The organism is Streptacidiphilus sp. P02-A3a (assembly GCF_014084105.1).
Lineage (GTDB): Bacteria > Actinomycetota > Actinomycetes > Streptomycetales > Streptomycetaceae > Streptacidiphilus.
In genome coordinates, this window is record NZ_CP048289.1 from 666,364 (window position 1) to 686,490 (window position 20,127).

Sequence of the window (20,127 nt, forward strand, 5' to 3'; positions counted from 1 at the left end):
TCAGCTCTCCTTCTGGGCGTTGCGGATGACAAGGGCGGAGTTGAACCCCCACCGGCCTCGGGCCAGCACCAGAGCGGTGTCCACCCGGGCCGGACGCGGCTCGCCGACCACCAGGTCGAGGTCGTACGTGTCCGGGACCGTGCGGGAGCCGAAGGTCGGTGGGATGATGTCGTGCTTGATGCTCATCAGCGCCGCCACCACGTCCAGCACTCCGCCGCCGGAGAAGAGCCGACCGGTCAGCGCCTTGGGCGCGGTCACCGGGACGCCGCGTGCGCCGAAGAGCTCGCGCAGCACCCGGGCCTCGTCCCGGTCAAGGTTCGGCAGGCCGGCGGCATCGGCGAAGACCACGTCCACCGCGCTCGCCGGGAGCCTCGCGTCGGCCAGGGCGAGTTCCACCGCTCGCCCGAGGGTGGTGCCGCGTCCGCTGCCGGGCGCCGGGTCGAAGGTGGAGGCATGGCCGGCGATCTCGCCGTAGACGCGGGCGCCGCGGGCCCGGGCGGAGTCGGCGTCCTCCAGGACACAGAGCGCACCGCCCTCGCCCGGCACGTAGCCGGACGCCCGGGCGTCGAAGGGCCGGTAGGCGGTGGTCGGGTCCGGGTCGGTGCTGACCCGGCCACTGGACAGGTGCGCGGCCCAACCCCACGGGTCGAGGGCCGAGTCGACCCCGCCGCAGATCACCAACGGCACGCCGGTCCGCACTGTACGGCGGGCCTGACCGAGCGCGTCCAGGCCCCCGGCCTCCTCCGCGACCAAGGCCACCGAGGGGCCGCGCATGGTGTGCCGGATCGAGATCTGGCCGGTGTTCACCGCGTAGAACCAGGCGAAGGACTCGTAGACACTGACGTGTTGCGGGCCCTGCCGCCACAGCTTCTGGAACTCGCGGTGGGTGAACTCGAACCCGCCGGAGGCGTTGGCAGTGACCACGCCCAGGTCGTAGTCGGTCATGGACGCGGTCTCCACCCCGGCGTCGTCCAGTGCGCCCTGAGCGGCGATCAACGCGAGGCGGGTGGACACGTCGGTCTGGACCACGAGCCGACTGGGCAGGTGCTTCGCCGGGTCCACCCCGTCCACCAACCCGGCCAGCCGCGCGGGCCAGCCGCTCGTGTCGAACCGGTCGAGCGGGACGATGCCGCTGCGTCCGGTCAGGGTCGACTCCCAGTACTCCTCGACGCCGTAGCCGTTCGGCGCCACGACGCCCAGGCCCGTGATGACGCTCATGCGGCCTCCGGCTTCGGCCGGGTCAACACCATCGCGCTCTGGAACCCGCCGAAACCGCTGCCAACCGTCAGCACGGTGTCGGTGCGGTGCTCCCGGGCCACGAGCGGCACGTAGTCGAGATCGCACTCCGGATCGGTGACCTGGAGGTTGGCGGTGGGCGGAACCACGTGGTGCTCCATGGCCAGCAGCGACGCGGCGATCTCCACCGATCCGACCGCGCCCAGCGAGTGACCCACCATCGACTTGATCGAGCTGACCGGCGTCTTGTAGGCGTACTGGCCCAGGCTGCGCTTGAACGCGGCGGTCTCGTGCCGGTCGTTCTGCTTGGTGCCCGAGCCGTGCGCGTTGATGTAGTCGATGTCCGAGGGGTTCAGCCTGGCCTGGTCGAGCGCGACCCGAATCGCCTCGGCCAACTCCCGCCCGTCGGGCCGCAACCCGGTCATGTGGTAGGCGTTGCAGCGGGTGGCGAAGCCACCGACCTCGGCGTAGATGCGGGCCCCGCGCCGCAGGGCAGCGCCGAGCTCCTCCAGCACGAACATCGCCGCACCCTCGGCCAGCACGAAACCGTTGCGGGTTCCGTCGAACGGCCGCGACGCCGTGGCGGGGACGTCGTTGTGGATCGTGGTCGCCTTGATCGCGTCGAAGCAGGCGACCACGATCGGGGTGATCGGGGTGTCCGTGGCCCCGGCGATCATGACGTCGGCACTGCCCTCCCGGATCAGCGCCACGGCGTGGCCGACGGCGTCGATCCCGGACGTGCAGCCGTCCGACACCATGGCGACCGGACCCTCGGCGCCCACGGCCCAGGCGACCTCGGCCGCCATGACGCTGGGGACCATGTGGTCGAACATGTACGGGGAGAGGTGGTCCGGTGTCATCAGCCAGTTCCGACCGGAGTCGGATAGCACGAGGTACTCCCGTTCGAGACTGGTCGCCGCCGCCACCGCGCTGCCCAGGCTGACACCGACCCGGTGGGCCGCCCGGGCGGACAGCTCGATACCGCTGTCGACCACGGCCTCCCGGGCGGTGACGACGCCGAACTGCGCCGCCCGGTCCATCCGTCGGATCTCCCGGGGGGTCAGTCCCTCCGCCTCCGCGTCGAAGTCCACCTCCGCTGCGACCTGGGACCGGTACGGTGAGGGGTCGAAGAACGAGATACGCCGCGTCGCGGTACGCCCCGAGGACAGCAGCTCCCAGAAAGGCGCTTTGCCCAACGCCCCCGGCGCCCGCACTCCCATACCGGTGACGACGACCCGCCGATTCATTCGGTGCCACCAGGAAGATGTTTTGGGATCATTAGCACAATCTCCTCGGTCGGACGAGTTGTGCGCTGATTTTCTGCGCAGACCTGCACACTAATCATGGGCACTCAACCCTCGCTCAAACAGCACTCTAGCTACTGAGTGTTACTGCAACTACCTTGACGTGTAGCACACTTGACGGAACATAGGCCATCGATGAACCCTGGGGGCTGCGGAATTCCGCTCTTGCGACCTCCCTCTCATCGGTACAAGGAGGAGTTTTGACGTACCCAATTGAGCACGCCACCGTTATCGACGGATATGTGCCCGTCGTCGACCTCTCGGCGGCCGTCGACCCCGCCGGAAGAGCAGGTGTCGCGCAGATGATCGGCACCGCTTGCGAGACTTCCGGATTCTTCACGGTCGTCGGCCACGGAGTGGACCGGGCACTGATCGACCGGATCTACGCGACCTCCCGCGCGTTCTTCGAGCAATCGGCCGAGGAGAAGGCGAAGGTCGGCGTCGGCACCGGTACCCACGGGTTCTACGTCAGCGCCGGTAGCGCCGCCAAGAGCATCGGGCAGGAGGCCCCACCGGACCTGAACGAGGTCTTCATCACCTGCGTCCGCGGCGACGACAGCCTGGAGGAGCGCGCCCCGCTCGGCGACGACACGCCGGTCTGGGCGGCGGCCAACCGGTGGCCGGACACCCCCGGCTTCCGCGAGGCGTGGGCCGAGTACACCACCGCCATGGAACGGCTCGCAGCCGATCTGATCCGGCTCTTCGCCCTCGCCCTGGGCCTGGACGAGCACTTCTTCGACGACAAGGTCGACCACGACATGTCGACCATCGCCGCGAACTACTACTACCCGCTGACCACGCCGCCGCTCCCGGGGCAGTTACGCAAGGGCCCGCACACCGACTGGGGCAACCTGACCATCCTCTACCAGGACGAGGTCGGCGGGCTCCAGGTGCAGCAGCGGGGCCACGGCTGGCGCGAGGTACCCTGCGTCCCGGGCAGCTTCGTCATCAACATCGGCGACCTGATGGCCTTCTGGACCGGCGGCCGCTGGGTGTCGACACTGCACCGGGTGCGCAACCCGACCGAGGGGTCGGCCGAGGCGCGGATCAGCATTCCCTTCTTCCACATGCCCAACCACGACGCCCTCATCGAACCGCTCTTCCCCTTCGCCGACGCCGCCACCCAGGCGCGGTTCCAGCCGACCACGACCCCGGGTACCTGGTACCAGGAACGACTGGCGGCCACCCTGTCCTGACCGCTCGCTCCCGCCGACGGCGCTGATCGCGGCCCCGCGGCATTCCCGACGAGACCGAGATGAGCTCATCATGGAGACCACCAGATCCCGGGAACTGCCGTGAGGGCCGCGCTGCTGCGGTCCCTCGGGGAGCGTCCCGCCTGTGAGGACGTCCCGGAACCGCGACCCGCTGACGGGGAGGTGACGGTCAGCGTCAGCGCCTGCCCGCTGACCAACCTCGACCGGGCGCGGGCGGCGGGCCGGCACTTCTCTGCCCCCGCCCGCCTCCCGGCGATATGCGGTTCACAGGCCGCGGGCACGCTGGCGAACGGCACCCGGGTGCTATTCCGCGCGGCGGGCGGCGCGATGGCCGAACGGGCGGTGACCCGCCCCGCCTGGTGCACGCCCATTCCGGACGGCGTCGACGACGCGTTCGCCGCCGCGATCCAGAACCCGGGCGTGTCCGCCTGGACGGCGCTGGCCTGGCGGGCCAAGCTTCGGCCCGGTGAGAGCGTGCTCGTCCTCGGGGCGACCGGAGTCGCCGGTCAGGTTGCGGTCCAGCTGGCCCGGCAACTCGGCGCGGGCCGGATCGTGGCGGCCGGACGGAACCCCCGGGTGCTGGCGGCGCTGCCCTCGCTCGGGGCCGACGCGATCCTCCGACTCGACCGATCCGACGCTGAGTTGGCCCGCTCGTTCCGGGCCGAGGCGGCCGCGTCGAACGGCTTCGACGTGGTCTTGGACTACGTCTGGGGCCAACCCACCAAGGTGTTCATCGACACGCTCGGCGCGGACGACATGGAGCTGCGCTTCTCGCGGACCCGCCTGGTCCAGATCGGGGTCATGGCTGCGCAGGAACTCAGCCTCTCCGCCGAGGTCCTGCGCAGCAGCGGGCTGGAGATCGTCGGCAGCGGCACCGGCAACGCGCCCCCGCTCGACGTCCTGGGGCGCCACCTCGACCTGGTGCTGGACCTGTTGGCGCGGGGGCGGTTGCGGATCGCGGTCAATCGGGTCCGGTTGGCGGAGGTGGACCGGGTCTGGGACCTCGACCAGCGCGGGCACCGCACCGTCCTGATCCCGTAACCGCCGACTGCCGCATTTTTAGTGGTCTTTGAGTAGTCCGGTGGAAGGTGGGGCAGCGGCAGAACCAACCCGACGAGGAGAGATATCCATGACCGAATCGACGCGGACCCCGTCCCTCTACGAGCGTCTCGGGGGGATCTTCGGCATCTCCGCCGTGATGGAGGTGCTCACGGACCGGCTCTACGAGAACGTCTCGGCCAACCGAAACGCCGACGTGCAGCGGCTCCACGAGACGAACTCCCGTGCGGGGTTCCGGTTCATGGTGACCGCGTGGTCGATCGAGGAGACCGGCGGCCCCAAGGTCTACCCCGGCCGGGACATGCGTGCCGCGCACGCGGACATGTTCGCGTCCGAGGAGGACTTCGACATCGTGGCCCTGGAGATCGCCGCCACGCTGAGCTACTGCGGCGTGCCGCGGGAGACGGCCCAGGAGTACCTGGACATCATCGAGAGCTACCGGACCGACGTGCTCCACGGCTCGGTCACCCGGACGCAGGCCGCCGCTGTCGCCGTGTAGCCGGAACCGGCAGCCGGCAGAGACGAGACCCTGGTCGACCTCGCCGAGTCCTACGGCGGTGTCGCCGCCGTTACCAGGGCTGTGCGGTAGCCCAAGCAGGTCGTCACCACGCTGCGAATGCTCCCGGTCGTCGAAAGTGTGGCGATCCCGTGGCGCCCGCAGCGGCAAGGAACGGCCCCCGCGGCGGCGGGGGCCGTTCCTTGCCGCGCTCCCGGCGGTCTCACCGGGAGGGGTCCTGGTGGCTGTGACTCAGCCGCGGCTGGCGACGGGAGCCTGAGCCTGGGAGCTCTTGTCGACGTCCTCGAACAGCGCGGCCGCCCGAGCGGCGGTCGCACGGGCCTTGCGGCTGGTGCTGAGCATGCCGAGGCAGAAGATGACCACGCCGAGCCCGGCGAGCATCCACCAGACGCCGTGCGCCGCATTGGTGAACGTGGTGGTGCCGCGAGCCAGCGAGGAGCCGACGATGGTGCCCGAGATGGCGACGCCGAGCGTGGTGCCGGTCTGTCGGCCCGCGGAGGCCAGCGAGGTGGCCACGCCGGCCATCGAGCGCGGCATGCCGGACACCGCCGTGTTGGTGATCGGGGGGTTGATGGTGCCCTGGAAGACGCCGAACAGCACGTAGACGCCGAGGAGCGCCAGCACCGGGGTGGTCGGCGAGATGAAGAGCGAGGCGATGCCGCCCAGCGCCAGCGCCGCCCCGGAGACCAGTAGCGGGAGCTTGGGGCCGTGGGCGCCGACCCACCTCCCGGTACGCGGCGAGAGCAGCACGATCAGCACCCCGACCGGCAGCACACAGAGCCCTGCCTTCAGCGCCGACATGCCGCGCAGTTCCTGTAGGTACAGCGTGGTGACGAAGAGGAAGGCGCCGAACGCGCACAGGGCCGCGAACGCCATCACGATGGCCGAGCTGAACGGGACGCTGCGGAACAGCCGCAGCTCCAGCAGGGGCTCGGCGCGGCGGGACTCGTAGGCCAGCAGGGCCACCACGGCCAGCAGCGAGACCACGAGCAGGGTGAGGATGAGCGGCGAGGTCCACCCCGACCTGCTGGACTGGATGATGGCGTAGACGAGGCTGCCCAGCACCACGATCACCAGCAGCTGGCCGACCGGGTCCACCCGGCGCGCCCGCGGGGCGCGGGACTCGGGTACGAACAGAAGGGCGCAGACGATGGCGACGGCCACTATCGGCACGTTGATCCAGAAGATCGAGCGCCAGCCGAAGGCGTCGACCAGGGCGCCGCCGAGGATCGGTCCGAGTGCCAGCGAGAGTCCGGACATGGAGCCGAACACGCCGATGGCCTTGGCTCGTTCGGTCGGTTCGGTGAAGGTGGTGGCGATGATCGCCATGGCCACCGGGTTGAGCATGGTGCCGCCCACGGCCTGTAGGGCGCGGGCCCCGATCAGCCAGCCGATGCTCGGCGCCAGGGCGCAGAGCAGCGAGCCGACCCCGAATGCCGCCAGCCCGATCACGAAGACGCGTCGGCGGCCGATCCGGTCGGCGGTGGCCCCGGCCAGCAGCAGGAAGCTGGCCAGGACCAGGGTGTAGGCGTCGACGGTCCACTGGAGATTCGACACCGAGGTCTTCAGGTCGCGATTGATGGTGGGTAGTGCGACGTTGACGATGGAGATGTCCATCACCACGACGATCATGCTTGCGCAGCAGATCGCGAGCGTCAGGAGCCGACGCTGCCGGCTGAGTTCGGGCATGGAGTCCAGTCCAATCAGTGGCTGCATGCGATCAATGGACGCCCGTTCAATGGGCGCCGTCGGCGATCGCGGGAATGGCGCATGGCCTCACCAGAAACCTTGAGGGCCCCGGACGTTGGGCTGTGGCGAGGACGACTATGACGCTACTATTTAGAGTGTGCTCGAAATCAAGCCTGAGCGAACCATTCCGCCGACACCCACCAACGGCACCGGTACCCCGACGGGCCTGAGCATCGGGGAGGCGTCCCGGCGTACCGGTGTCAGCGTCCACACGCTGCGCTACTACGAGCGGGTCGGCCTGGTCATCACGTCCATCGACCGAACCCCCGGTGGCAGACGCCGCTACCGGCAGCCAGACCTGGACTGGATCATCCTCTGCACCAAGCTCCGGGCCACCGGCATGCCGATCCGGAACATCCAACGCTACGCCGAACTCGCCTCGGCCGGACACGGCAACGAGGAGCACCGGCTGGCGCTGATGGAGGCACACCGTGCCGAGGTCACCGCCAGGATCGATGAGCTGCAACTGAACCTCAAGCTCATCGACCACAAGATCCACGTGTACCGTGAGCGGCTCGCCGCAGGGGACGCCGAAAGCCTGTGGATGCCGACCATCGAGGGCGGGGTCGGCTGAGCGGGGTGGTTCGCCCCGCTCAGCCGATTCGCCTGTTTCAGTGAGTTGGTGACGGGTCGTCGACTATGGCGACGACCCGGGTCCAGCCCGCGCCGAGCCCGGCCAGCTTGACCGGGAAGCAGGCCACGGTGAATCCGTGCGCGGCCGGTAGCCGATCCAGGTGGGCCAGTTTCTCCAGTTGGCAGTAGGGCCGCTCGCGCCCGTAGAGGTGGGCCGGCCAGAGCACCGCCTGGTCACCGCTGCTTCGATACTCCCCGATCATGGAGGCGAACGGTCGGTCGAAGCCCCAACTGTCGATGCCGATCACCTTGGCGCCGCGCTCGACCAGCCAGGCCGTGGACTCCCGGGTCATTCCCGGGTGCTCGCTGCGGTACTCCGCCGTCCCCCAGAGTCGGTCGGCCCCCGTCCAAATCAACGGGATGTCACCGGGCCTGAGTTCGTACTCGGCCTTGGCCAGCGCGTCCTCCAGGTCGGCGGCGGTGATGCCGGCTCCCGGGGGGATGTGCCGCAGGTCGAGCCGGACGCCGGGGGCGAAGCACCACTCCAGCGGAATCCGGTCGATGGAGTCCGCCGCCTGCCCGGCGCTGGTGAGCCCGTAGTGCAGCGGCGCGTCCATGTGGGTACCCGTGTGCGTGGTCAGCGTGATCGTCTCGTTGGAGATCGCCTCCCCCTCCGGGAAGTCCTCGGGCCGCAGGCCGAGGGCGGCGGGGGCGGCGGCGTGGTCGAGCACCGACACCTCGACCGGGGTGGCTTCGCTCGGACCGTCCAGCAACGGCACGCTCAGATCGATCAGCCGTCGGCTCACGCGGCGTTCCCGACGGCCTGGGCGCGGCGCTCGGCCTCCTGCCGGACCGCGTCCAGGTCCGCGTGGCTGTTGGTCTCGACGGCGGCACGCAGCAGCTCCGTGGCCCGCTCCTGGCTGGGAACGGCTTCGGTGGCGCGGGCCGCGAAGTCGTGGGTGATCACGAGCTGGGTACGGTTCCCGTCCAGCGGCAGCGCGCGCCACTCGCCGCCCATGAACTCGATCATCGGCGCGCTCTCCAACTGTCGGTAGCCGATCACGCGGTGACGGCGATTCAGCTCGCGCCGGGTCACCCAGCTCTGCAACTGTCCGCTGACGTCGACCACCAGCCGCGCGATCTGGTGGTGATCGCTCTCCTCGAGAATCGTGGAGGCTTGGGTGGGCGGGAAAAGTTCGGAGTACCGCTCGATGTCGGCCAACACGGCGTAGACGACGTCCGCGTCCGCCTCGACGGTGACGGTGTGCTCGGTGTGGTACATGGCGCTCCCGTTTCTGCTGCCCGACAGCAGCATCGGCTCGTGGTTCGCATACGATGACTCGTAGTTCAGCTGTGCCCGCCATTTCGCGATGAACTCGTGCACGGCCGACTGCTCGGAGAATTTCCGCAGGGTCGCCGTGTCGACGCAGGAGAACTGCGCGATGTGCGTCGCGGTCATTCCCTTCGACTTCTCGTCGACCGGCAGCAGCACATGCGGCTGCCAATCGAATTCCGTGATCAGGCCGGAGTTGACGGCTAGGTCGTGCAGGCCGTCGAAGAACGTCCGGACGTCGTCGGCGCTGGTCTCCGACGAAAACCGGTAAATGAGGGTGTGCACAATCATGGTTTCCTCCGAATGATAGTTCCGATGACGCCGAAAACGCTAAGGAGAACTCCTAAAGAATCCCTAGACGGGCACTGTTGTCGGCCGCCGCCAGCGCCGGCCGCAGCACCTCGGCGCACCAGGAGCGGAAGTGGGTGGGTGTGGCGGACTCCGCTGTGCGCGGGACCAACTCGTCCAGGCCGCGGTTCTTGGCGAGCAGCATCTCGGCCGTGGCCAGGGCCATCGCCTCGGACATCCCCACCCCGGTCATCACGGCACGGAACGCCTCGGCCGACAGTTGCCGGTACTGGACCGGACGGCCCACCACCTCGGAGATCACGGCCGCCGTCCGGTGGAAGGACAGGTCCTCGGGGCCGAGCAGCGGAACCTCCCCCTGGCCGTGCCAGTCGCGGTCCAGCAGCAGGCCGGTCGCGGCGGCGGCCACGTCCCGGGCAGCGACCGTGGGCAGTCGGCGGTCGCCGTCGATGAGCGAGTAGAACTCTCCCCGCTCCCGGATCAGCGCGGCCTGGCCCAGCAGGTTCTCCATGAACGCGGGCATGGTGAGGGCGCGGTAGTCGACGCCCGTCCCAGTGATCAGGTCGTCCATCGCCAGCGAGGCAGTCGCCAGCCCGGCGCTCGCGGTGAAGCCGCGTCCGAGCGCGGAGACGCCGACGACCCGGCGCACGCCCCGCCGGACGAACGCGGCGCAGGCCGCGCGGGTGAAACCGGTGAACGCCTCGTCCACCACGGCCGCCGCGGGGTCCGGCGGGACCAGCCAGAACACCGCCTCCGCGCCGTCGAAGGCGCGATCGACGACCTCGGCGTCGCGGTGGGAGCCCGGCACGACCTCGACCCGGTCGCGGACGCCGAACGGCAGTCGGGACGGGTTGCGCGCGATCACGCGGACCTGCTCGCCCGCGTCGAGGACGCCGGTGAGCACTCGGCGGCCCACAGCGCCGGTCGGGGTGGTGACCACGATCATGGGATGCTCCTCGTCGGATTCGCCGTACGCACGGACGCGGCCTCGGCCTCAGGTCAGTCCAACTCCCCTCACGGTACGTCGCCTGGACGGCCAGAAAGGCTGCTGGAGAACGAAGTTGACCCACGACTGCCCCCGGCCAGAGCTCCGCCCATGCGCTGCTTGAGCGCCCCTCTAGGCAAGCGCGGGACCGTCGTCACACGGCGGCAGCCTCAGGTGAGGCCGCCCGGTCAACGCTGTGCAAGTGCCGATCTGACCCAGAACCCGGGAGCGCGGATGCTGTCTGAGAAGGACCTCGTCGGAGTCTGGCGGCTCGTCTCGCACTTCTATGTCGACTCCGACGGCTCCACCAGCGAGGGGCCGTTGGGCGACAAGGCGGACGGGCTGCTGATCTACCACCGGAACGGCTACATGACCGCCAGCATGATGCGCACGGTTCCGCTGACGACCGAGGACTGCGCCGCGCCGCAGACGTACCTCGGCTCGGCCGACGACTTCTTGGGCTATGCGGGACGCTGGCGACTGGCCCACAACGTGGTCGTGCACCAGGTCAGCATCGGCTCCCACGCCCGGGTGGTGAACACCCGTCAGTTCCGGCACGCCGAAATGATCCAGGACACGCTACGCCTGCGCCGCCGCCTGGGCGGCCCGCACGCCCTCGTGGTGATGGACTGGCAGCGAGTGGCGGAGGCGACGACGGTCGAGCCCGTGGACCGGGGACTGCTGTACGCCTGACCTGCTCGACGCCCCCGGCCCCGCTCGCTACCGACGGTCGGAGCACCGTCTCGGGCTGGGACGCGTCCGGGGGGACGGTGTGGTCCTCCACGACCGCCGGCACCGTCGGCGGAACCGGCACCCCGGTCCTGGCGATGGCGCTCAGCCAGCAGGTCAGCCAGCGGGGTGGTGGCGAGCTGCTGGCGAGCGTCTCCGACCCGGCCGCGGTCAGCTCCGCCGAGCCCGACGGCCCGGAGCACACCCAGATGATCGGGTTCGACCCGCGCACCGGCCGCTCGCAGGCCATGCCGCTGCTCGGCGACGCCTACACGGCGACCTCGGCGGACGTGAACGGTGACGGCGTCAGCCCTGGTTGAAGCAGAGCCTCAGTTCGTTGAGGTCGTAGAAGTAGCTGCCCTTGGCGATCGGCTTGCAGGAGGGCTTGAAGGCGGTCTGCTTCTCGTTGTACAGCATGCGGACCAGGTACTCGGTGCCCTGGGCGCTGGTGGAGCCACCGCCCTTGGCGCTGACGGCGGGGCCGGAGTACAGGTCCCACTGGACGTTCGCGGCCATGGGGGTGACCTGGGCGCCGCGCCAGGGGTTGTTCTGGTAGGTGTACGGCTGGTTCGGGTCCGCGGCCTCGGTGCTGCCGGGCAGGTCCAGCAGGACCGCGAGCGGGATGATCTCCTCGGCGTGGGTGAACCGGAGTACGGCGCCCGCGTCGCTGGTGCCGTCGGCCTTCGCCTCGGCCTGGGTGAACAGGTCGTCGAGCAGGACGTCGGCCATGTTGTAGGTGATGGTGCGTCCGCTGAAGGCGGGGCCCTTCTGGTAGAAGGACGTGGCGTCGTCGAGGTAGGCGAACCAGTGGGCGTCCTGGGCCGGGAGGAAGGGGTCGAGGTCCACGTCCGGGGCCTCCACGCTCAGGTCGGGTGCGGCGCTGTAGAGGTTGTACAGCGAGGTGGAGAAGGAGATCTGGTCGGCGCTGGACATCGCCTTGACGAAGCTCGCGTCGAACAGCCGCGAGACGATGTGCTCGGCGGACTCCGCGGTGCTGGACTCGCCGTCGATCTCGGCCAGTACCGCGGTCAGCTCCGGGTCGCTCGCCAGGTACGCCTGGTAGTCGGCGTTCTGCGGCTGCTTGTGGAAGTACAGCAGGTTCTTGTCGGTCACCGGGGCCTGGATCAGCCCGGCCAGTGCCGGGTCACCGGTGGCCAGCTCACTGGTGAAGGCGTTGGCGCTGGCCACGACGCGGGCCACCCCGGAGGTCTCCACCTCGATCGGCTCCCGCTCGGCGGCGATGGTGGTGAAGAGCGAGGGCAGGCGGCGCTCCAGACGCAGCGCCAGCTGCTGCTGCTCCCGCACCCCGAGACCGGACAGGTTGCCGTAGCCGACGGACACCGCGGCGGCCTGGAGGGTCTGCACCTGGGGTCCCAACCGCGCGCCCAGCCCGGTCAGTTCGCCCTGTGCCTGCGCGCTCCGCAGCACCGCCAGCACCGCGTCGATGTCGCTGCTGTCCGTCATGGCACGGGCTCCGTGGCGGATGACGTTCTCGGTGAAGACGGGGGTGAAGCCCTTCGGCGCGCGCTGGTAGCCGGTGGGGCTCTGCTGCGGCTGGTACGGCGTCATCGTCGTGTAGAAGTGCCGGTCGGCGTGCGAAGCGGGCCTCAGGTCCTGGGCCGTGGCGGTGCCGGCGGTGAGGGGGACGGCGGCAACCGTCAGGGTCACGGCCAGGGCCACACCGGTGGCGACGTTGCGCTTCATAGGGGTTGTCCTTCGGACGGTTCGGGGCTGTCGACCGGACGGACACGACGCCTCGCCCGGCATCCTCACCGCTGCGGCCGAACCGGAACTGGACTGGCACCAAGATCCAGGTGAGGGGAAGGTGAACGCCCCGCGGGAGTCCTTCAGCGAACGCGAGTCGCGCGGGACGCCGCGGCTGGCGGCAGGGGTGAGCGATACGGTGATCGGGTGATGGAGCCGCTGCCGGACGATGTGGCCCGGGTGCTCGACGTCCTCCTCGACGGGGCCGACCCGGCCCACGCGGTGCTCCGTCGCCAGATCCCCCACCTGCGGGTGTCGGGCCGGTGCCGGTGCGGGTGCGGCACCGCCTACTTCGCACTCGACCCGGCCGCCCTGGAGGCCGCGCCGTCGGGGCCGGGCACGGTGGTGGCGGCCGAGGCCCAGCTCTACCTGGCGGACGGTGACTGCCCCGGGGAGGTCCTGGTCTTCGCGGAGGACGGCTACCTGTCGTGGCTGGAGGTCTGCTCCTGGAGCGACACCGTCGACGTCACGCTGGCCACGGTCCGAGAGTTCCTGCGGCGCTGACGCCGGGGTACCGGCTCAGCCGAGGGCGTGCCGCAGGGCGGTGCTGATCCGCTCGACATCGGCCGGTGTGGTCCGCCAGTTGCTGAACGCGGCCCGCAGCGCCGGCACCCCCGCGTAGACGGTCGGAGTGAGGAACGCGACCTCGGCGAGTTCCTCGACGAGGGCCGCGAGCCGCTGCGGGGTCGGGTCCTCGGCCAGGGTGAAGCAGACGACGTTCAGCCGCACGGGGGCCAGCAGCCGCAGGCCCGGGTGGGTTTCGACGGCCTGCCCGAGTCCGCGAGCGCAGGCGATGTCCCGCTCGACGATCTCACGGTGCCCGTCGCGGCCGTAGGCGCGCAGGGTGAACCAGGCCGCGAGGGCGCGCAGGCGCCGCGAGTTCTCCGGGGTCAGATGGACGAGGTCGGGCGTGCTGCCCAGCGGACCGAGGTAGGCCGCCGAGTTCTGGAAGACCCGGGCCTGGAGATCCCGGCGCCGGGTGAACTGGACCGCGCTGTCGTAGGGGACGTTGAGCCACTTGTGCAGGTCCACGCAGACCGAGTCGGCCGCGTCCAGACCCGCCACCAGGTGGGCTTCGGCCGGTGCGAGCGCGGCGAAGGCGCCGAACGCCGCGTCCACGTGCAGCCAGAAGTCGTGGTGCCGCTTCAGCGCGGCGACGGCCCGCAGGTCGTCGAAGTCGACGGTGTTGACCGTGCCCGCGTTGGCCACCACCACGCAGGGGCCGTCGGACTCCGCCAGCGCGCGTTCCAGTGCCTCGATGTCCACGGCCTCGCGTCCGGGCAGGGTCGGCAGCCGGACCAGCGCGCCGCGGCCCAGGCCGAGCACGGACAGGGCCTTGGCGACGCTGGAGTGCGGGGCGCCGGACAGCACGCGCACCGGGCCGAGCGCGCCGGTGCCGTCCTGGGCCACCGAGACGCCGCGGCGCTCGCCGAGCCATTCGCGGGCGATCGCCAGGCCGACCAGGTTGGACATGGTCGCCCCGCTGACGAAGGCCCCCTCGTGCTCGGCGGTCAGGCCGAACAACTCCCGCAGCCAGCCGACCGTCTGCCGCTCCAGGTACTGCCCGGCCCCGTCCAGCGCCGAGTTCGAGTTCTGGTCCACGGCCGTGGTCAGCCAGTCCCCGGCCACGGCCGCGGGAGTGGCGCCGCCGGTGACGAAGCCCAGGTACCGCGGTCCGGCACTGGACGACAGGGCCGGATCCCACTCCCGGGCGAACTCCGCCAGCGCACCCTCCAGTCCCACCCCCCGCTCCGGCAGGGCCACTGGCCGGGGAACGGGCGCGGACGGCAGGACCGGCCTGTCGTCCAGCCCCTCCAGGTACGCGACGGCGTGCCGCGCCGTGGCGTCCAGGAGCTGGGGCAGGCGCGCCAGGTCGTCGGCGAGGTGAGGGTGCATGGTCGGCTCCGTCCGTCGTGGTCCGGGACCGAAGCTATCCGGGCGGTGCACCGGCCGCCTGGACCAATCGTGGGAAACTGGATCAGTGCGCGTCACCGAACCCCAGCTGGCCGCGGCGCTGGCCGGATGGCGGGCGCCCGGGATCCCACTGACCGCGGGCCTCGCCGCGGCCGTGCGCGAGGGCGTGCTCGACGGCAGGCTGCGGGCGGGCAGCACGCTGCCCGCCGAGCGCCGCCTCGCCGCCGTCCTCGGTGTCAGCCGCGGCACGGTGATCGCCGCGCTGGCAGTGCTCCGGGACGAGGGCTGGGTGGAGACCCGGGCGGGAAGCGCGAGCACCCTGCGGCTGGCCCCGGCCGCGGCCGGGCGCCTCGCCCCGCGCTCGGCGACCGGGGAGAACGGGGTCATCGACCTGCGGCGCGCGGTTCCCGCCGCGCCGCACGCCCGCTACCAGGCCGCGCTGGCGCGGGCGGCCGGGCGCTGCGGCGCGCTCCTCGCCGAGGACGGGGATCCGGGGCCCGGTCTGCCCGAACTGCGCGCCCTGATCGCCCGACGCCACACCGAGGAGGGGCTCGCCACCCGGCCCGAACAGATCCTGGTGACCTCCGGAGCCCGTTCCGGACTCGCTCTCCTGTCCCAGCACCTGCGGCCGAGGTCGGTGGCCGTCGAGATCCCCGCCTACTTCGACGCGCTCCACGTGCTGCGCGCCACCGGGGCGAGGCTGAACGGGCTCCGGGTCAGCGCTGACGGCTGGGACGTCGAGCAGCTCGCCACGGCCTTCGGCGCGGCCCGCGGTGGCCTGGCCTACCTCACGCCGGACTTCCAGAACCCGACCGGCGCGCTCATGGACCGCGCCACCCGCGGGGTCGTCGCCGAGCTGGCCGCCCGGCACCGGGTCACGGTCGTGGTCGACGAGACGATGCGCGAGCTCGACCTGCGCGACGACCCGGCCCCCGGGCCCCGGATCCGGGGCGCGCTGCTGATCGGCTCGACCAGCAAGACGGTCTGGGGCGGCCTGCGCGTGGGCTGGATCCGCGGTCCGGCCTCGCTGGTCGCCGAACTGTGCCGCGGTCCGCTGGCCGTTCCGCTGGCCGCCGCGCCGTTCGAACAGCTGGTGGCCGCCGAGCTGCTGGCGGACGGCCCCGCGCTGCTCCAGCAGCGGCGCGCGGCCCTGCGGCGCCAGCGCGACCACCTCGCGGACCTGCTCGCCGGGGACGACCGGTGGGCCTTCACCGTCCCCGACGGGGGCCTGGCCCTGTGGCTCCGGCTGGCCGGTGGCCGCGCCGACGAACTGGCCGCCCGGGCCCGCGCGGACGGGCTCGACGTCTCGCCCGGTTCCCGCTTCGCCGCGGACACCACGCTGACGCGGTACGTCCGAGTACCGTTCACCCCGCCGACCGCCGTCCTGGACCGGGTCGCCGCCGTCCTGGACAAGGCCGCCGGGCGCTGAGCGCTGATCCCGCGCCGCCGCACGGTGGCCCGGGGCGGTACACCGGCGGAGGGGCGGTTCAGCCGATGCTCGCCGCCAGCTGGCGGGTGTGTTCCTCCCAGGCGACGGTGAGGCGGTCGACGGCGGTCTCCAGGGTGTGCGGGGATTCGGCGATCGACAGCCGCACGCCGTTGCGGTGGCGGCCGTCCACGCAGGCGGTCGCTCCGGGCGTGACCAGGACGCCGTAGCGGGCGGCGAGGTGGGCGAAGCTGTCGCTGTCCGCCACCGGCAGGGCCGCCCACACGGAGAGCCCCGCCTGCGGGCACTGCGGCTGCCAGGCCGGCAGGTGCCGGTGCAGCAGGGTGAGGAGCAGGTCCCTGCGCTCGCGCAGCGCCTGGCGCAGCCCGTCCTGCCAGGGTGGGTCCGCCGCTGCGAGTAGGCGGGCGGCGAGCAGTTGGGAGGGCACGCTCGGGGCGAGGTCCTGGCTGGAGCGCAGCCGCAGCAGGTAGCCGTGGAGTGGGCCGGGGGCGCGCAGCCAGCCGATCCGCAGTCCGGCCCAGAGGACCTTCGACAGGGAGCCGAGGGCGATCACCGTGTCGTCGTCGGCCGCCAGTGGCCGGACGGGCGGGTCCTCGGGGTCGAGCGCGAGCCCGGCCTGGGCCAGGTCCTCGACCAGGACGGCGTCGCGGCGCCGGGCCAGTGCCAGCAGCGACTGCCTGCGCAGCGCCCCGAGCACCGCCCCGGTCGGGTTGTGCGCGGCCGGGTCCACGTACAGGACCGGGGCGTGGGTGTGCGCGGCGGCCCGGTCCACCGCCCCGACGTCCAGTCCGTGGGCGTCCACGGGCACCCCGAGCAGCCGGCCCAGGTGCCCGGGGAGGGCCCCGGCCAGCCCCGGGTAGGTGGGGCAGCCGGTGATCACGGTGCGGCCCGGGGACACCAGCGCGGCCATGACCAGCGACAGCGCCTGCTGCGCGCCGGACGTCACGATGAGCTGGTCCGGTGTCGTCGGCAGCGCGAGGCGGTGCGTCAGATGGTCGGCCAGGGCGGCGCGAAGGACCGGCAGTCCGGCGGGGTCCAGGCCGTGACCGGTCAGTCCTGCCTCCCCGAACGTCGGCAGCGGCGCGGTCAGCGGCGGCAGGTGGTCCGTGCCCCCCGGTACCGACAGCGAGAGGTCGATGACGTCGTCGTCGCCGCTGCGGGCCAGTCGCCGGTGCAGCAGGGTCGAGGCGGGGGTCTCCCGGGGGGTGTGCGTCCAGGCCGGCCGGGGACGCACGTACGTGCCCGCGCCCTGTCGGCGTTCCACCAGCCCGGCCTCGGCCAGCTCGTCGTAGCCGCGGACCGCGGTGCCGCGGCTGACGCCGAGGGCCTGCGCCAGCAGCCGCTCGGCGGGCAGCCGGTCGCCGGTGCCGACCAGACGCCGCTCCATCGCCTCGGCCAGGGCGGCGGAGAGCCTGCGGTAGCGGGGCCCCGGGCGCCGCTGCCAGCCGTCCAGGGCGACCCGCGCCCACCATCCCGGATCCCGGCTCCGATCCTGATCATGGTCCATTCGCCAACAATGGCACTATCCGCTGACCTGGGCAAAGGACATGCTGGACACCTCGCGGGAGATCTCCCGCGACCTCTTCCCAGGGGACCTGAGGAGGTGTTTCCGGTGCCGACGACGCACACCCTCGCCCGGCGGCTGTGGGAGGCCGTCGAGCCGATTCACGCGGTGGCCTACTTCGCCCCGGAACCGGCCGAGGCCGCCCGGTCGCTGGGGCTCACCGGCTGGTGGATGGGCTACTTCGCGGGGCGCCTGGCCCCGGTCGGCCCGCTGGACGCGTCCACCGCGCAGGCGCTGTGCTTCGCCTTCGCGCCCAGCCGGGTGGCCCGGGCGCTGCCCGACGCCTGGGCCCGGACCACCCCGGAGCAGGTCCTGCGGACCCGACTCGGCGCGGTCCGGGCCGCGCTGGAGCGCACCCTGCCGGTCGGCGGCGACAAGGACCTGGAGCACCTGGTCCCGCTGCTGGAACTGGCGGTCCAGGGCTGCCGGTACGAGGGGCGCCCGCTGGCCGCCGCCTGGTCCGCGCTGCCCGGACCCCATCCGCGGGACCTGGTCGGACGCCTGTGGCTGGCCGCTACCGTGCTGCGCGAACACCGCGGCGACGGACACGTGATCTCCGTGGTCCACCACGGACTCAGCGGACTGGAAGCCGGTCTCACCCATGTCGCCACCGGCCAGGTCAGCCGCGAACTCATCATGACCAGCCGGGGCTGGACCGAGCAGGAGTGGGAACAGGCCCGGCGCAGACTGAACGCCCGAGGACTGCTGGACCGCGACTCGCGCCTCACCAAGAGCGGCGGGGTGCTGCGCCGCGAGATCGAGAACGCCACCGACCGCCTCGCCGCCGATCCCGTCACCCGGCTCGGCGCCAGCGGGGTGGAACGGGCCATCTCCCTCGCCGCCCCGTTGAGCAGGCACCTCATCGACACGGGTGTCGTGCCCGTGCCCAACCCGATCGGAGTCCCACGCACATGACCACCGTCAGGCTCACCCGCGACCACGCCGTGGCCACCGTGACCATCGACCGCCCGCACAAGCTGAACGCCCTGGACTACGCCACCATCGACGCGCTGCGGGCAGTGCTGGACCAGGTGGAGGCCGACGACGCGTTGCGCGCGGTGATCCTCACCGGCGCCGGCGACCGGGCGTTCAGCGCGGGCGCGGACATCGGCGACCTCGCACCGAGCATCCGGGGCGGCGTGGACCGCGCGCTGCGCGAGGTGGTCCGCCGCGGCCAGGGGCTGACCCGGCGCATCGAGACCTTCCCGAAGCCCATCATCGTCGCCGTCAACGGCCTTGCGTACGGCGGTGGTTGCGAGATCACCGAGGCCGCGCCACTGGCCCTGGCGGCCGACCACGCGACCTTCGCCAAGCCCGAGATCACGCTCGGGTTCCCACCGCCGTTCGGCGGCTCGCAGCGGCTCCCGCGCCAGGTCGGGCGCAAGCGCGGCCTGGAGCTGATCCTCACCGGCGACCCGATCGACGCCACCCGCGCCGCCGGGATCGGCCTGGTCAACCGCATCGTCGCCGCCGCCGACCTGCTGGACGAGGCGGGGGCGCTGGCCGAGAGGATCATCCGGCACGCCCCGACCGCCGTCACCGCCTGCCTCAACGCCGTCACCCGGGGGCTGAACCTGCCCATCGACGAAGGGCTGGCGGTGGAGGCGTCCTGGTTCGCGGTGACCGTGCCCTCGGCGGGCGTCGCCGACGGCCTGCGCGCCTTCCTCGACCGGCCGCGAACAGCCGCACCGGATCCGGAACGCCCTGCTCAGCCCGCGAGTTGCGGGTACAGCGCGGAGGGGTCGGCGGCGAGTCCGGCCTTGACCTGACGGGTCAGTTCGTCGGCCAGCACCTCGTAGGCGTCCGCCTCGATGCCGTCCAACGCCTGCGCGGCGACGCTCTGCGGCGAGGTCTTCGGGCCGTCGACGTGCGCGGCCATGTCGGTGTCGACGTAGCCGACATGCAGTCCGGTGACACCGATGCCCCGGGGTTTGAGTTCCAGGCGCAGCGAGTTGGTCTGGGACCAGAGCGCCGCCTTGGAGCCGCTGTAGGAGCCCAGGAGCGCGATCCAGGACAGCACGGAGTGCACATTGAGCAGGTGGCCGCCGCCGTTGGCCTCGATGATCGGCGCGAAGGCCCGGGTGGTGTGCAGCGGGCCGTAGAAGTTGGTCTCGAACTCGCGGCGGATGTCGTCCACCGGCGAGGTCAGGTACGACGCGTTGACGGCCGCCCCGGCGTTGTTGATCAGGATGGTGACGTCGGAGGCCCGCTCGGCGGCGGCTGCCACCGACGCCGGGTCGGTGACTTCGAGCGCCAGCGCGACCGCGTCGGGGTGGGTGACGGTCCCGGGGTTGCGGGCCGTGGCGTAGACCTTCTTGGCGCCCCGTTCGTACAGGGCTTCGACCAGGGCCTTGCCGATGCCCCGGCTGCCTCCGGTGACCAGAACGGTCGAACCTGCGATTGCGGTCATGGTCGTCTCCTGGTGGTGCGCTC

Annotated in this window: 20 protein-coding genes; 10 read left to right on the top strand and 10 right to left on the bottom strand. The window is 71.7% G+C overall.

Annotated features, from left to right (window positions below; all coding sequences use genetic code 11):
* Together GXP74_RS03135 and GXP74_RS03140 are read right to left on the bottom strand one after the other, a co-directional pair.
* Window positions 1-1,218 carry a ketosynthase chain-length factor gene (locus GXP74_RS03135; RefSeq protein WP_182449876.1) on the bottom strand — a complete coding sequence of 406 codons (1,218 nt, stop codon included), beginning with the start codon at window positions 1,216-1,218 and terminating at the stop codon, window positions 1-3.
* Window positions 1,215-2,483: a beta-ketoacyl synthase gene (locus GXP74_RS03140; protein WP_182449877.1), complete on the bottom strand. Its 1,269-nt coding sequence runs from the start codon at window positions 2,481-2,483 to the stop codon at window positions 1,215-1,217. Before GXP74_RS03140 ends, GXP74_RS03135 begins: the two co-directional genes overlap by 4 nt.
* Before the next feature lie 257 nt (window positions 2,484-2,740).
* On the opposite strand from GXP74_RS03140, the gene GXP74_RS03145 reads away from it, so the two are divergent.
* The 3 genes from GXP74_RS03145 to GXP74_RS03155 all read left to right on the top strand — a co-directional run bounded on the left by GXP74_RS03145 (window position 2,741) and on the right by GXP74_RS03155 (window position 5,312).
* Window positions 2,741-3,736 carry an isopenicillin N synthase family oxygenase gene (locus GXP74_RS03145; protein ID WP_225447686.1) on the top strand — a complete coding sequence of 332 codons (996 nt, stop codon included), beginning with the start codon at window positions 2,741-2,743 and terminating at the stop codon, window positions 3,734-3,736.
* A 99-nt stretch (window positions 3,737-3,835) separates the two neighbouring features.
* Window positions 3,836-4,795 (top strand): zinc-binding alcohol dehydrogenase family protein, encoded by a 960-nt coding sequence (locus tag GXP74_RS03150; RefSeq protein WP_182449878.1) that lies wholly within the window; start codon window positions 3,836-3,838, stop codon window positions 4,793-4,795.
* A gap of 88 nt (window positions 4,796-4,883) precedes the next feature.
* The gene (locus GXP74_RS03155; RefSeq protein WP_182449879.1) at window positions 4,884-5,312 is read left to right on the top strand and encodes a group 1 truncated hemoglobin; all 429 of its coding nucleotides are present in this window, start codon (window positions 4,884-4,886) and stop codon (window positions 5,310-5,312) included.
* Between the two features lie 249 nt (window positions 5,313-5,561).
* Here GXP74_RS03155 and GXP74_RS03160 read toward each other — a convergent pair whose 3' ends face one another.
* Window positions 5,562-7,019 (bottom strand): MFS transporter, encoded by a 1,458-nt coding sequence (locus tag GXP74_RS03160; RefSeq protein WP_182456115.1) that lies wholly within the window; start codon window positions 7,017-7,019, stop codon window positions 5,562-5,564.
* A 157-nt stretch (window positions 7,020-7,176) separates the two neighbouring features.
* On the opposite strand from GXP74_RS03160, the gene GXP74_RS03165 reads away from it, so the two are divergent.
* Window positions 7,177-7,653, top strand: a complete 477-nt coding sequence (locus GXP74_RS03165; RefSeq protein ID WP_182449880.1) for a MerR family transcriptional regulator — start codon at window positions 7,177-7,179, stop codon at window positions 7,651-7,653.
* A 37-nt stretch (window positions 7,654-7,690) separates the two neighbouring features.
* On the opposite strand, the gene GXP74_RS03170 is transcribed toward GXP74_RS03165, so the two are convergent.
* From GXP74_RS03170 to GXP74_RS03180, 3 genes are read right to left on the bottom strand one after another with little or no spacing between them, the layout of a single operon-like run.
* Entirely contained in the window at window positions 7,691-8,458 is a 768-nt protein-coding gene (locus GXP74_RS03170; RefSeq protein ID WP_182449881.1) for a cyclase family protein, read from the bottom strand.
* Window positions 8,455-9,276 carry an aromatase/cyclase gene (locus GXP74_RS03175; RefSeq protein ID WP_182449882.1) on the bottom strand — a complete coding sequence of 274 codons (822 nt, stop codon included), beginning with the start codon at window positions 9,274-9,276 and terminating at the stop codon, window positions 8,455-8,457. The genes GXP74_RS03170 and GXP74_RS03175 overlap by 4 nt, the downstream gene beginning before the upstream one ends.
* 52 nt (window positions 9,277-9,328) lie before the next feature.
* Window positions 9,329-10,237 (bottom strand): NAD(P)H-binding protein, encoded by a 909-nt coding sequence (locus GXP74_RS03180; RefSeq protein ID WP_182449883.1) that lies wholly within the window; start codon window positions 10,235-10,237, stop codon window positions 9,329-9,331.
* A 273-nt stretch (window positions 10,238-10,510) separates the two neighbouring features.
* Between GXP74_RS03180 and GXP74_RS03185 the strand changes: the two genes are divergently transcribed.
* Both GXP74_RS03185 and GXP74_RS03190 read left to right on the top strand, forming a co-directional pair.
* The gene (locus GXP74_RS03185) at window positions 10,511-10,969 is read left to right on the top strand and encodes a lipocalin-like domain-containing protein (protein ID WP_182449884.1); all 459 of its coding nucleotides are present in this window, start codon (window positions 10,511-10,513) and stop codon (window positions 10,967-10,969) included.
* A 77-nt stretch (window positions 10,970-11,046) separates the two neighbouring features.
* On the top strand, window positions 11,047-11,325 hold the full coding sequence (locus GXP74_RS03190) for a hypothetical protein (RefSeq protein ID WP_182449885.1): 279 nt from the start codon (window positions 11,047-11,049) through the stop codon (window positions 11,323-11,325).
* On the opposite strand, the gene GXP74_RS03195 is transcribed toward GXP74_RS03190, so the two are convergent.
* Entirely contained in the window at window positions 11,312-12,709 is a 1,398-nt protein-coding gene (locus tag GXP74_RS03195; RefSeq protein ID WP_182449886.1) for a histidine-type phosphatase, read from the bottom strand. The genes GXP74_RS03190 and GXP74_RS03195 overlap by 14 nt on opposite strands.
* Before the next feature lie 210 nt (window positions 12,710-12,919).
* On the opposite strand from GXP74_RS03195, the gene GXP74_RS03200 reads away from it, so the two are divergent.
* Entirely contained in the window at window positions 12,920-13,273 is a 354-nt protein-coding gene (locus tag GXP74_RS03200) for a hypothetical protein (protein ID WP_370468530.1), read from the top strand.
* A 15-nt stretch (window positions 13,274-13,288) separates the two neighbouring features.
* On the opposite strand, the gene GXP74_RS03205 is transcribed toward GXP74_RS03200, so the two are convergent.
* Window positions 13,289-14,665, bottom strand: coding sequence for a pyridoxal-dependent decarboxylase (locus GXP74_RS03205; protein WP_182449888.1), 1,377 nt, complete (start codon window positions 14,663-14,665; stop codon window positions 13,289-13,291).
* Window positions 14,666-14,750: 85 nt separating this feature from the next.
* On the opposite strand from GXP74_RS03205, the gene GXP74_RS03210 reads away from it, so the two are divergent.
* Window positions 14,751-16,112: a PLP-dependent aminotransferase family protein gene (locus GXP74_RS03210; protein ID WP_225447687.1), complete on the top strand. Its 1,362-nt coding sequence runs from the start codon at window positions 14,751-14,753 to the stop codon at window positions 16,110-16,112.
* 58 nt (window positions 16,113-16,170) lie between these two features.
* Here the strand turns inward: GXP74_RS03210 and GXP74_RS03215 are convergent, their stop codons facing one another.
* Window positions 16,171-17,637, bottom strand: a complete 1,467-nt coding sequence (locus GXP74_RS03215) for a PLP-dependent aminotransferase family protein (protein ID WP_182449890.1) — start codon at window positions 17,635-17,637, stop codon at window positions 16,171-16,173.
* A 105-nt stretch (window positions 17,638-17,742) separates the two neighbouring features.
* On the opposite strand from GXP74_RS03215, the gene GXP74_RS03220 reads away from it, so the two are divergent.
* On the top strand, window positions 17,743-18,609 hold the full coding sequence (locus tag GXP74_RS03220) for a hypothetical protein (RefSeq protein WP_182449891.1): 867 nt from the start codon (window positions 17,743-17,745) through the stop codon (window positions 18,607-18,609).
* Window positions 18,606-19,463: an enoyl-CoA hydratase-related protein gene (locus tag GXP74_RS03225; protein WP_182449892.1), complete on the top strand. Its 858-nt coding sequence runs from the start codon at window positions 18,606-18,608 to the stop codon at window positions 19,461-19,463. Before GXP74_RS03220 ends, GXP74_RS03225 begins: the two co-directional genes overlap by 4 nt.
* Here GXP74_RS03225 and GXP74_RS03230 read toward each other — a convergent pair.
* Window positions 19,403-20,104: an SDR family oxidoreductase gene (locus tag GXP74_RS03230; RefSeq protein WP_182449893.1), complete on the bottom strand. Its 702-nt coding sequence runs from the start codon at window positions 20,102-20,104 to the stop codon at window positions 19,403-19,405. The two genes, GXP74_RS03225 and GXP74_RS03230, sit on opposite strands and share 61 nt — an antisense overlap.
* Between the last annotated feature and the right edge of the window lie 23 nt (window positions 20,105-20,127).